This is a genomic window from Bdellovibrio bacteriovorus (assembly GCF_002208115.1).
Lineage (GTDB): Bacteria > Bdellovibrionota > Bdellovibrionia > Bdellovibrionales > Bdellovibrionaceae > Bdellovibrio > Bdellovibrio bacteriovorus_C.
In genome coordinates, this window is the sequence record NZ_CP020946.1 from 157,098 (window position 1) to 168,381 (window position 11,284).

General features: G+C 51.4%; 10 protein-coding genes. 3 read left to right on the forward strand and 7 right to left on the reverse strand.

From position 1 onward, the window contains the following. Window positions 1-8 precede the first annotated feature (8 nt). From B9G79_RS00780 to galU, 4 genes are all read right to left on the reverse strand, one after another. Window positions 9-818 carry a CFI-box-CTERM domain-containing protein gene (locus B9G79_RS00780; RefSeq protein WP_232468954.1) on the reverse strand — a complete coding sequence of 270 codons (810 nt, stop codon included), beginning with the start codon at window positions 816-818 and terminating at the stop codon, window positions 9-11. A 71-nt stretch (window positions 819-889) separates the two neighbouring features. Then, window positions 890-2,935, reverse strand: coding sequence for a replication restart helicase PriA (priA, locus tag B9G79_RS00785; protein WP_088563858.1), 2,046 nt, complete (start codon window positions 2,933-2,935; stop codon window positions 890-892). Beyond that, the gene (locus B9G79_RS00790; RefSeq protein WP_088563859.1) at window positions 2,932-3,789 is read right to left on the reverse strand and encodes a hypothetical protein; all 858 of its coding nucleotides are present in this window, start codon (window positions 3,787-3,789) and stop codon (window positions 2,932-2,934) included. Before B9G79_RS00790 ends, priA begins: the two co-directional genes overlap by 4 nt. Before the next feature lie 10 nt (window positions 3,790-3,799). Next, a complete protein-coding gene (gene galU, locus B9G79_RS00795) occupies window positions 3,800-4,684 on the reverse strand; it encodes a UTP--glucose-1-phosphate uridylyltransferase GalU (RefSeq protein WP_011166078.1) in 885 nt (294 codons plus the stop codon). Between the two features lie 131 nt (window positions 4,685-4,815). Between galU and B9G79_RS00800 the strand changes: the two genes are divergently transcribed. Then, window positions 4,816-6,069: a hypothetical protein gene (locus tag B9G79_RS00800; RefSeq protein ID WP_088563860.1), complete on the forward strand. Its 1,254-nt coding sequence runs from the start codon at window positions 4,816-4,818 to the stop codon at window positions 6,067-6,069. On the opposite strand, the gene B9G79_RS00805 is transcribed toward B9G79_RS00800, so the two are convergent. Continuing rightward, window positions 6,066-7,172: a M23 family metallopeptidase gene (locus tag B9G79_RS00805; RefSeq protein ID WP_088563861.1), complete on the reverse strand. Its 1,107-nt coding sequence runs from the start codon at window positions 7,170-7,172 to the stop codon at window positions 6,066-6,068. The genes B9G79_RS00800 and B9G79_RS00805 overlap by 4 nt on opposite strands. Here B9G79_RS00805 and B9G79_RS00810 point away from each other — a divergent pair. Together B9G79_RS00810 and B9G79_RS18460 are read left to right on the forward strand one after the other, a co-directional pair. Next, window positions 7,171-7,998 carry a hypothetical protein gene (locus B9G79_RS00810; RefSeq protein WP_088563862.1) on the forward strand — a complete coding sequence of 276 codons (828 nt, stop codon included), beginning with the start codon at window positions 7,171-7,173 and terminating at the stop codon, window positions 7,996-7,998. The genes B9G79_RS00805 and B9G79_RS00810 overlap by 2 nt on opposite strands. Before the next feature lie 36 nt (window positions 7,999-8,034). Further along, a complete protein-coding gene (locus B9G79_RS18460) occupies window positions 8,035-8,163 on the forward strand; it encodes a hypothetical protein (RefSeq protein ID WP_269768125.1) in 129 nt (42 codons plus the stop codon). A gap of 138 nt (window positions 8,164-8,301) precedes the next feature. Here B9G79_RS18460 and B9G79_RS00815 read toward each other — a convergent pair whose 3' ends face one another. Together B9G79_RS00815 and B9G79_RS00820 are read right to left on the reverse strand one after the other, a co-directional pair. Beyond that, window positions 8,302-9,663 carry an energy transducer TonB gene (locus tag B9G79_RS00815; protein ID WP_088563863.1) on the reverse strand — a complete coding sequence of 454 codons (1,362 nt, stop codon included), beginning with the start codon at window positions 9,661-9,663 and terminating at the stop codon, window positions 8,302-8,304. A 125-nt stretch (window positions 9,664-9,788) separates the two neighbouring features. Further along, window positions 9,789-11,240 (reverse strand): DUF6531 domain-containing protein, encoded by a 1,452-nt coding sequence (locus B9G79_RS00820; RefSeq protein ID WP_088563864.1) that lies wholly within the window; start codon window positions 11,238-11,240, stop codon window positions 9,789-9,791. Window positions 11,241-11,284: the final 44 nt, after the last annotated feature.

Here is an 11,284-nt window from a genome sequence, read left to right on the forward strand (position 1 = left end):
CGGACGAATTATCTGCTAACGCATTTAATCAAAACGCGGAGAGCGGCTCTGACTGAGGGTTTCAGCCAGGAGTGCTTATCGAGTAAGCAAGCAATGCGAGGGGAGTACTTGTAGTAGACAGCGATGAACTTTCTGCCCCAGTTGTGGGTTCGCAGTTGTGTGTCGCGGAAGGCGCGAAGCTGCATGACCTCAAAGGCGGCAGGGTTTTCAAAAGCCGAGGTTGCGATAAAGCAACGAGGGCGTTCCTTGTCGGACATCTTCAGGAACTGTTTTACGATCTGTGGGTTCTTGGCGGTTTTCTGGAACGACTCAGCTTTGCGGATGATGTCCGGATAAATCGGCGTGAACTGGATGAACATGGAAAGCTGTTTCGCAGCATTCATCATGCGATCCTGATACTTTTCATGCGTGTCATAGATACGCAGCAAGTCCCAGTACACCGACGCCACCACGGTCAATTCGGTCGTGCGCGCGCTTTCCTTGAAAGCTTCCGGCTTCAGCTTTTCGCCTTTTTTGATGTCAAAAACGATGTCCAGAATTTTCAAATATTTTTCGTAGGAAATGGCGGCTTCAGAATAAAGCTTCTGACCCATGCACATGCGCGCTTTTTTAATCAGCATCACACGGCTTTTCCAAAGCTGCAGGCGGTGCTGCTCGCGGGCCCGTTCCTGCTGCATCAACACACCACCACTGCTGGTGGCAACGGTGCGCTTCAGATCTGAAATGCATCCCGCACAAACCTGTGGAGGCAAATTGCTTTCGCCAGCGGCCTGAAGCTTACTGATAAGCTCCGGATCCACCGGGTGCAATTCGGTCACTTGTATTCCACATCGCGGGCATTGAATCATTTTATCGGTCCTTAACCTTCTATTTTAGGTAAGGGCCGTCACTAAAGCAAACTCATTGGATCGATATCGATTAATATTTTGACCCCTGAAGGAACCCAATCCTGGTCACCCAAGAGTTGTCTTGAAAAGGGATTCGCGGCTGCGGGCTGCGTAGTTTTTATTAGAAGATGATATCGGAATTGGCCTCGCAGTTTCGACAGCGGAGCCTCTGCCGGGCCCAAGACTTCAATCGAGCCATATTGCGGGAACTGAGTTTTTAAAGCCTGAGCTCTTCTGGCCAATAGTCTCGCGGTTTCCTCAACCTGTCCCAGTTTGGTCCCTTGAATGCGGAAGCTGACCAAGCGACCCATCGGGGGGTAATGAAGGGCCGAGCGGATTTCCAGTTCATGCGTGGCAAAGCCTTCAAAGTCATGGTTCTTTGCAAACGTGATGCTGTCGTGTTCGGTGTTGAACGTCTGAATGATCACAAGCCCGGGGCTTTCTCCGTCTTTGACGTGTCGACCACTGCGGCCGCTCATCTGTGTGATCAGTTGAAAACTTCTTTCGGTGGCGCGGAAATCAGGAAGGTTGAAGCCCACATCCGCCAGTACCAATCCCACCAGTTTCAGCTTCGGGAAATCCAAACCTTTGGCGATCATTTGGGTGCCGACCAGAATGTCGATCTCACCGGATTCCATGTTGGCAATCAGATCTTCCAGATCTGCACGGCTTTGAATTTCATCGCGGTCCGCACGGGCAATTTTTTTACCCGGGAACAGGCGGGTCAGATCTGTTTCCAAAAGCTCGGTGCCCAGGCCGATGGCTTCCAGTTGGCCTTCTTTGCAATCAGGACATTTGGTTTTGAAATTTTCGTGATAGTCGCAGTAATGACAAATCAAATGCGAGTGCGCATGCAGGGTCAGTGAAATGTCGCAGTTGGGGCATTCCCGCGTGTGACCACAGGCCGGACACACCACCATCTGGGCAATGCCACGACGATTCAGGAACAACGCGGCCTGATCACCGCGATCCAATACCTGATGCATGCGCTCGTACAGGTCGGGGCTGAGCCAGAACGGCAGATGCGAGTACTTGGTGATGGCTTTTTGTTTTTCCTCGTCATCGGATTTCAATTTTCGTAAATCAATGACTTCAATGTCCGGCAAGGCACGATTGGCCACACGACGGCTAAGGCGGTGCAGGTGATACTTGCCTTCCACCGCGTTCTTCCACGTTTCAAGGCTTGGTGTGGCGGAACCCAGCACGACCGGGCAGTTCATTTGTTTGCCGAGCATCACGGCGGCATCGCGGCCGTTGTATTTCAGTTTTTCATCCTGCTTGAAGCTGGGCTCATGCTCTTCGTCGACGATGATCAGGCCCAGGTTGTCGATCGGGCAGAATAAAGCGGACCGTGCGCCGATCAGAATGGATTTTCGTCCCTCGACGATGTCCCACCACTGATTGGTGCGTTCGCGATCGGTCAGTTGGGAATGTAAAGCTGCAATCTTGTCGCCGAATCGGCGCGCAAAACGCTGAATCAACTGCGGGGTCAGAGAAATTTCCGGCACCAGCACGATGCCCCGTTTGCCTTCGGAAAGCACCTTGTCCAAAAGACGCAGGTACACTTCAGTTTTACCAGAGCCCGTCACACCAAAAAGCAGGTGCGTGGAAAAATTGGAAAACTTCGCAATGCTTTCAAAGCACGTTTGTTGTTCGTCTGTTAGGTGCAGGGCGGAATCCGCTTCCAGTTGCGGGATGACCGGTGGTCGCTTCGAGGCGCGCTGCTTTTCGGATTTTCGTAAAGGTGGAAAAGCCGATTGCACGACCTGACCCACGGGGTGCAGATAATACTGCGCCAGCCATTCCAGCCACTTTACATAGGGCTCTGGCAGGGGTGCGTATTCTTCCACAATACTATCCACAGTCTTGACTTCAAACTCGGGAACTTCCTGAGTCGGACCCAAAATCAGGCCGTGAACTTTTCGTCCCCCGCGGCCCAACGGCACGGTGACAAGCTGGCCTCTTTGCAGAGGCAGATCAGAGCTGTAGGTCAATGCCTCGGGAAGAGGAGCGTCGGCCGCAACTTTCCAAAGTTGCGTCGAACTCATCTAAACCTCGTGTAGAACTCCGTGATAACGTCTTTCGTTGCCAAAGAGTTGATACCATCCCATTTCAGGTTCGCATCCAAAGAGGAAGGCTGGAACAGCGCCACCGCCGTTTGTGGACGGGCCGAAGCGCTGATCAAGCGGATGGTCACAGTGTTGTTGCCCCAGCGAATCGTGCGGGAGCGCGGATAAGAAAGATTTCGGGCGAAATTGTTATAGTTGTTCGCGCTCATCTCCACCTGGCTTGGCAGGCGCAGCTTGCGCACGACGAACTCATCCTGCTGAATCCAGATCCCCGGCGAACCGGCTTCCTGATCCACCGGCGTCGCCACACCCAGCGCGTAGTTCACGACGCCCCCAGTGCGGGAAAAACGCACCCAGCTTTCCGGGTCATGTTTGATATCGGCGGCATTTTTTGGAAGAGGCTTCTTGTTAAATGCACCTGCGGGAACAATTTTGAAATGCGCCAGGGTGTTAGCGAAGATTTCCGGATTGCGCATGTTCAGGAATTTTTCCAAAAACTCTTCCGGTAGCTTTTCGCTTTTGCGGTTGCCGCCGGTCATGCTCCACTTCTGGCCGCCGTTATAGACAAACTGCAGACGGAAAGAGTTTTGCAAATCCTTGCCGCCAGTGACAGTCAGGCGCAGGGTGCGGTCGCTGTCGACCAGCCAGGTTTCTTTTACCAGAGTTGTTTCTTCGCCATTGGAAAACTGAACTTCCTGTTCGATGGCGTAAATGCCGGAACCGGCGTTCTCGCTGGTTTTTTGCAAAATCGTGCGAGTCGGAAGAATGTACGCCGTCGCCAAAGCTGGCAGCAGCAAAGTGGAAAGGGCGGCGGAGAAAATCATTTTCTTCATCGGGGACTCCTTACTTCAGTTTTTCAGCCAGGCTTAGAATATAGGATTTCAGTTCCTGATTCAGTTCCGGACTTTGCAAAGCCAGTTCAATATTGGCCTGCAGGTAACCCAGCTTGTCGCCAGCATCAAAGCGCTGCGCGGTGAAAGTCATCGCGTTCAGTCCATGCTGGGCACAAAGCACCTTCATGCTGTCAGTCAGTTGGATTTCTCCATTCAGGGTTGGTTTGGCATTTTGCAGAATATCCATGATCGCATTGTCGAAAACATAACGACCCGGAAGAGCCCAGCGGCTGTTGGTTTCACTGGCTTTGGGTTTTTCGACCAAAGAAGTCACTTTGAAGAAGCCCGTGGATTTTTCCTCGATCTCGGCAATGCCGTACTTGGAAACGTCTTTGTCTTCAACCTTCATGACCGAAATGGTGGAGGTTCCGGTTTCTTCAAAAGAGCTGACCAATTGGGAAGTCACATTCGGTTCACCGTGGAAGCCCATGGTGATTTCATCCCCCAGAAGAACCGCAAAGGGTTCTTTACCGACAATCGGAAGACCGCAAAGCACGGCGTGCCCCAGGCCCATGGCTTGCTTTTGGCGGATGCTGATGATGTTGGCGGAATCGCGGATGCGGGTCACACGCTCAAGCAGCTTCTCTTTGCCGTCCTTTGCCAGTTTGTCTTCCAGTTCGTAGGATGTATCGAAGAAATCCTCGATAGCATGTTTGCCACGCCCGGCAATCAGGATGATGTCCTCAATCCCGGCTTTCACGGCTTCTTCCACCACATACAGAATGATCGGAGCGTCCACGATGGTCAGCATTTCTTTCGGGACAGTCTTGGTGGCAGGCAGGAAACGGGTTCCGAGGCCGGCAGCGGGGATAATGGCTTTTTTAACTCTTGGCATAGACTATAAAATCTCAAACGTTTCATTCTAAGACAAGCCTTAACGAGGCCTGTCTCAATATGAAAAAGACTGCTGTTTTTCGCCAATATGCCGAAAAGAGATATGTTAGTCTAGGTACAGGGGAGTATTCCATGAAAGTGCGTTTTAAAAAGGCGACCTGGCGTGCAGCGGGCGGCATCTTTGCCTCCTTCGTGCTGATTGTGTCGTTCCAGAACTGCGGAAAGGCCGGATTTGATTCGGACCTGGGCAGTGAGGTGGAAGCCGGCCTGACAGATGCTGAACTTTCAGCGAAATATGGTTCCACAACCGGGGCCAAAGTATCCGCCATTCCATTTGCGTTTGATGCAGGGTTTGACACGATCACTTATAACTCCTGCGCGGACACTCATTTGCGCAACAATCCCGCTTTCTTTTCCATTAAAGCCGGTGCCTACAGTACCGGTGGTATTAAACTGACGAATGAATTCTTTGATTACGCGGATACGAATTTCAATCCCGTGTATCCGGCGACCGAGCTGACTGAAAACCAGTACAAGGAATATCTGGCGGACTCTCCGGCCAACAATGGTGCGGTGGCGACGATGGCGATTCGTGTGAAAAACAGCCTGACGGATGTTTACACAGCCACGAACAAACTGACGTTGTGGACCGATGTGATCCCTCTGGTGGCGCCCTTGACAGATTCCCTGGTGATGGATTCTTTTGCTCAGAAAAACACGACTGCGAACTATTTTCCGTTCTCGCCTGAGTCCCGTGTGATGGAAGCTCAGATGAGTTTCAACTCCAGTGAATCACTGGCGAACGAGTACCGCAGTACTTTTATGACGGCGGCTATCTTGAGTTTGACCTTTATGCCCAACAATGGCGAGCTTTATGAAGTTCGTGCGCCAGCGGCAACAGCGCCGGTGAAAACAGCGTACGGCAAGGGTTACTCCATGGTGTTCACGCCTGCGCCGGTAAGTGGTGCGGCGGTGAACAATCCGAATAATATTCTTTCCAGCATTACTGAATATGATCTGCAGAATCCGACGACAGTGACCAAGAACTGGAACTGTGGTCGTCGTTATGCAGTTATCAGAACTCAGGACGCATCTTCCCTTTGCCCGGCGCAGTCCTACAGTGACATCTCCGGCAATGCGACTTATCGCTCTGAATTGGCGGTGATGCGCCGTCATCTGCGTTCAGATCAGTGGGATGTGAATGTGGCTTTGAAATGTGTCGTTCCGAAGGGCGGAGTTTCCTGTTACAAGGAAGAATCCATCAACGGTGCGCCAGTCACGGAATATGACCTGAAGAAAGAATGCTTCCGCGAAAACGGAAGCTATTCAACCACGGTTCCCAACAGCCGTTGCATGCACTGGGTGACCGTGTGCACGCGTGACTAGTTTGCAGCTACGCGCGCTTCCAGCATCGCTTCCATGTGCGATGGATAAGATTTGATGTATTTGATAGGGTCGACCATTCGACCCTTTTTCTTTACGGCGAAATGCAGATGCGGGCGGGTGCAGTAACCTGTGCAACCCACTTCGCCGATTCTTTCCCCGGCAGAAACTCTTAAGCCCTGGCGGATTCTTTTATCAATGCGATGCAGGTGATTATAGGCCGTTTCCATCCCATTGGAGTGCAGCAGGATGATATAGTTGCCCGCGGCGTGATTGCGCCCATAACGGACCACTGTGCCCTTGCGGGGAGCATATACCGGCTCGCCCACCGGAAGCTCAAAGTCGATTCCCAGGTGCGGTTGCAGGCGTTTGGTGATCGGATGAACGCGGTTGGGTTTAAAGCGGCTGGCGATTTTCAGATAATCTACTGGTGCATAGAACGGCTTGTTTTCAAGCAGGTCGCCGGCGGCAAAGAAGACGCCTCCACCTTTGTTGTTACGGACAAACTTTTTCTGAACTGGTCGGCCATTGATATCCAGTGAAGTCTGCAGAACCTCTCCGTATTTCACGAACTGACCCTGTTCGAACTTTCTTTCCACCACCAGCCAGAAATCAGCGCCACGGCTGACGGCTCTGGGGGCGATATCAAAGGCATAGGCATCCATAAAGCGGGTCGCCACCCAGTTGCTGTTGATTTTGGAAAGGATGCTTCCCAGCAGGGATCCGTACACTTTTCCTTCCACGCGTGCATGGCTGATTTTGTACTGCGGATCATAAGCGAAGGCCTGAACCCTGCCGGATTTTTTAACGATGCGGAAAGCGTCCGAAGTTTGAGAATCAAACATGCGCAGCTCGGTTTCGCCCTTGGATTGGCGAACCAGATAGCGTGTGTCGAGAGTGAGGAAGAGGTTGCGAAGCTTGCTGTTAGAGCCTACAACTGATTCACGTTCACTCTGAGAAAAGCCATGCTGGCGCAGAATTGAAATCAGATTGTCGCCAAGACGAACAGGTTTTGCGGTAAATGTGCTGGCTCCGGCCTGGGCCGATTGATAGGATGTGAATGCCAAAAGAAATGCACTCACTAGTGTTACGAGGTGAAGATTCATGATGCCCCATCCTTTGAGCTTGTTAAAAAAACTTCCTGTTTTTTTCTGCTTTTATCTTATCGTGAACGTGGCCCATGCCCAAGTTTATAATTCCTCGACATCCGCAGCCACAGGTGGAACTGGACGTGCGACGGTGGAACCTGGTGATGTGTCATTCATGAATCCGGGTACTATGGTGCACTTAAAAGGCCGTCACTTCTTTTCTTCCTTCGCGGAAAATCAATTCGCTGTCAGTTTGAGCGATAACACAAAAGACAGCGCGATGCCGGCGGCACTGGCCTTCGTCAAAAAAACTTCGGACGTGTCGCTGGGTCAGTTGGAAGAAAGTGATCTGACTTTGACTCTGGCGGAATTTGCGACGGAAAAGTGGGCGATGGGTGTGACGGGTCACTATCGTGAACAAAAACTTCCGAATACTTCTTATCGTCAGACCAATGCGGATATCGGCTTCATCTACACGCCTCGCGCGAACATCGGTCTGGCTTTGGTGGGGTATAACTTGTTCGGTGAAGATAAGGATGCTCCTGAAGAGCTTCGCCGCAAAACCTCAGCCGGGGCGGGATTCAACTATATCCACAACCGCATGGTCCGTTTCCGTCTGGATGCCACGACGGAATCAGAAGTCATGGGGGGCCTTGAAACTTATGTGAACAATTTTTTGGTCAGCCGTCTGGGGTACTATAACGACACCAACGACAATAGGGAGCTTCTGACGGCCGGATTGGGCTTTAATGGCCCTAGATTCGCTTTGAACTATGCCTATGAAGGAAATCCCAAGGAGTCTGGGGATTACAGGCATTCAGTTGACTTGGGGATTCCGTTTTGATAACTAACTCATTCCGTTAAAAACCTAGGGGATAAAATGGCTTCAAAAACAAAAAAGACTGAATATATTCGCGAAAGAAAAAAAGCGACTAGCGGCAAAAAGCGTAAAGCTGCAGCTCGCACTAAGGGCACTACTAAATCTGCAAAGACTCTTTTCAAAGACTAATTGTCTTCTGATTTAAAGCACTTAGATCAAAGCCCCTGGAGACGTCCAAGGGCTTTTTTTTATGCTTAAAACGCCCTGGTAAGGGGCTGAAACGAAAAAAGGGCTCCGTCTGGAGCCCTTTTGTTTTTTGGTCTGTTCTTATCTCTGACCAACGCTGCGTCGCAACATCCCACCATCTTCCACTGCGCCACCTTTAAGGTCCCAGCGGAACGGCAGTTCAACCCAGCCTTCCTGACCTGGATAGAAGCGCCATTTTTTCAGCGCCGCCAGAGTCTTAGCATCCAGATTGCGGAAGCCGGTCGATTTCATCATTTTGAACTGCTGAGGATAACCCTCTTTCGTGATGTAGGCATAGAAGGCTACGGCACCCTGATCGCCGCGACGACGTTCTTCGCGTGAATATTGCGGGCGCGGGTTGCCGGGCATTTGACGAAGCTGATCCAGACTGCGAACTCCGGTTGGAGTTCCCGCCAGTTGTGTGCCCTGACCCGGAGAACCTGCGTTTCCGGCGCCTGCACCTTTACCCATACCACGTCCGTTACCTTCGCCACCAAGACCGGCTTTTTTACTGCGCGCTTCGCGTTCCGCAGCTTCACGAGCGGCTGCTGCCATTGCCGCCGCACGTTCGTTGGCTAAAGCCGAAGCAATTGCCTTGGAGTTTCTTTGGCGCAGGTCTGCTTGTTGCGCAGCCAGTTGGTCCGCTTCCGCTTTGTTTTCTTCATCCAAAGCGGCCAGAGTTTCATCCTGCTCGGAGGCAAGGGCCGCCGCCAGTGCATCCATGGACTTCTTTTCATTTTCGATCGCCGCCCCTTGAGCGCGATCCATGTTATCGAAGTCCTCGTTGAAGTCTTCATTCATGCTGGAGGCCACGGCGTGTTTAGCCAGTTGGCCTTCATCCAGTTCTGGAGCTTCAATATCATCAATCGTCATTGGAACAGCTTTGAACGCCGTCTTCGGAGCCACACTACGACCGCCCTTGGCTGCCGCCACAGACGCTTTCGCAGCAGATTTAGTGGCCTTTACTGGAACAGCTTTCGGAGCTTTTGCCACGTTCTTGGCTTTGGCTTCCGCTTTAGGTTTGGCAACAACCATATCACCCGGGCTGCCGGCGTCCTCGAGCTTTTCAACCACTGGAGTGTCTGCCGCAACTGGAGTTCCACCTTGAGTCGGCGGCACTTTTGCTCCACGAGGAGTGATCATTCGTTGAGGCACGTCTTCGATTTCAATCGTGATGGTTTCAGTTTTTACCTGCTCAACCAGGGGCACAGTGATCATTGCCACGATCAGGATTGCCGCCGCGTGAATGGTCGCAGAGATAGTCAGGAAGCGAGAGGTTTTGCTTTGTTCCGGTTCGCGGTGAGCCAACAGGAAGGCATCAAAATCAATAGCCGTATTGTCGGCAGCAGACTTCTTTGCCGGGGCAAAGTCAGCATTAGGCAGCTTGTAGTCGAACAGACTTAGCTGATCTTTTGACTTGTCATTATCGAGGTTAAAACCCATAGGCACTCCTGTAGCTATCCAAGAGTGCATTATCAATTCCCGGGCCACCCCTGCTGGGGCTGGTTTGCAGCTCGGGGGTGGTGGGCCTGTACTTATTTCAGGGGTGTTAGGGCGATTGTCAGCTTTTAATAAGCGGGGATGGTTAGGCTATAGGCCCTCAAGTAGTCAAAGTACAAATCAACCGCGGCGATCTCTTTGGGGGTTGCGCGGATATCGTAGATGGAGAGCGGCAGATACTTGTCCCCCAGCTTCAGATGTTTGGGCGTACTGTCCGTGTCGTTGTAGACCACCTCAATGGCGATGTCTTTGGTGCTGATTTTGCTAACACGAGACATATAGTCGTACTCGAATTCAAGTTTGGATCCATTGGGTTTGATAACAGAGATCATGCGATCATCATCGTTGTAGGTCATGGAAAACTTGTAGCGATCCACGACAACACCGGCCGCGACGTTTTCGTGGATGGCTTCCGCTACCAGAGAACGACCTGCGCCGACACGGTATTTGTAGAAGTAATTTTCCAGGACATTGGAGATCTTCACCACCAGTCCTCGGTCGTTGCGCACAATCTTAGTCAGCACATCGCCATTCAGCCTGCGTTCTTTGACCTCAATCACATTGCCGTGCTCGTCATATTTGAATTCTCTGCGAACGGCATCTTCGTCAAGCTCTGCCGCAAGAATTCTGCGATTGTCCATCGAATAGGTGTAGGAATAGGCTTTTTCAACGATCACATCGTTGTCACATTTCTTCGTAACTTTGACGGCATAGCGGGGAGGCTTTTTGGACTGGTCAACTTTATAGGAATAGTCTTCCGCACAGATGTCAGTGCCTTTCAACGCCAGCACCCAGTCGTTGGAGTTGTATGAAAGAAGAATTTCTTTTCCGTTGGGCCAGATGGCCTTTTTCATGTTGTTGTTCTTTTCGTAAGAGTACTTATAGGTGTTGCCCCAGAAGTTGGTGGCGCTGACCAGATTTTCACCTTGATACTCATACTTTCCAACCACCTGGGTCGGGGCTTTTGCACCTTTGTTCTTGAAGGTGATAGTTTGGACAAAGCCTGTCGGCGTTGCTTCAATCGTCACCACACGTCCGGAACTGTCGACAAGCTCTTTAGGCAGGCCGCGTTCATTGTACTTAAGTGCGACAAAGTCGCCGTTCTTTTTCACTTCCTGCAGTTTTCCGTGACTGTTAAATGTTTCAATCGTGCCGTCGGTGAAAACACGCTGGAAGACGTCGCCGGCTTTGCGGATAGTGCCGGGGCCCCCGGTGGTGGAGCGATAGTCTGAGCCCATTTTTTTGTATTCATGCTCCTGCCCGTCGCCGCAGTGGCGGATGGTGATTGCGTCTTCGTGATTGATCAGAACTGTCTCCAAGTCTGTGCACCAGCCGTAGCCAAACCATCCTTTGAAAGTGGAGCGACTGTTATATGTGCGCTCCAGCTTCACGCGCAGATCCAAACCTTTTCCGTCGAAATCAATCCAGGAATGCATGAATGAACCTGTGGAGGTATCAACCAATGCGTGGGCTTGAGATAATACTGACAAAGCCAGAATGAATACAGCGACCTTCTTCATGAACACTCCCTGATGCAAAACTATTATCTATTTATTTTTTTGGT

Bases quoted from the DNA above. Each gene is read 5' to 3' on its own strand.
- B9G79_RS00820 (WP_088563864.1), bottom strand. From the start codon at position 11,240: ATGAAGAAGGTCGCTGTATTCATTCTGGCTTTGTCAGTATTATCTCAA.
- B9G79_RS00810 (WP_088563862.1), top strand. From the start codon at position 7,171: ATGATGCCCCATCCTTTGAGCTTGTTAAAAAAACTTCCTGTTTTTTTC.
- B9G79_RS00805 (WP_088563861.1), bottom strand. From the start codon at position 7,172: ATGAATCTTCACCTCGTAACACTAGTGAGTGCATTTCTTTTGGCATTC.
- B9G79_RS00800 (WP_088563860.1), top strand. From the start codon at position 4,816: ATGAAAGTGCGTTTTAAAAAGGCGACCTGGCGTGCAGCGGGCGGCATC.
- B9G79_RS18460 (WP_269768125.1), top strand. From the start codon at position 8,035: ATGGCTTCAAAAACAAAAAAGACTGAATATATTCGCGAAAGAAAAAAA.
- B9G79_RS00815 (WP_088563863.1), bottom strand. From the start codon at position 9,663: ATGGGTTTTAACCTCGATAATGACAAGTCAAAAGATCAGCTAAGTCTG.
- B9G79_RS00790 (WP_088563859.1), bottom strand. From the start codon at position 3,789: ATGAAGAAAATGATTTTCTCCGCCGCCCTTTCCACTTTGCTGCTGCCA.
- galU (WP_011166078.1), bottom strand. From the start codon at position 4,684: ATGCCAAGAGTTAAAAAAGCCATTATCCCCGCTGCCGGCCTCGGAACC.
- priA (WP_088563858.1), bottom strand. From the start codon at position 2,935: ATGAGTTCGACGCAACTTTGGAAAGTTGCGGCCGACGCTCCTCTTCCC.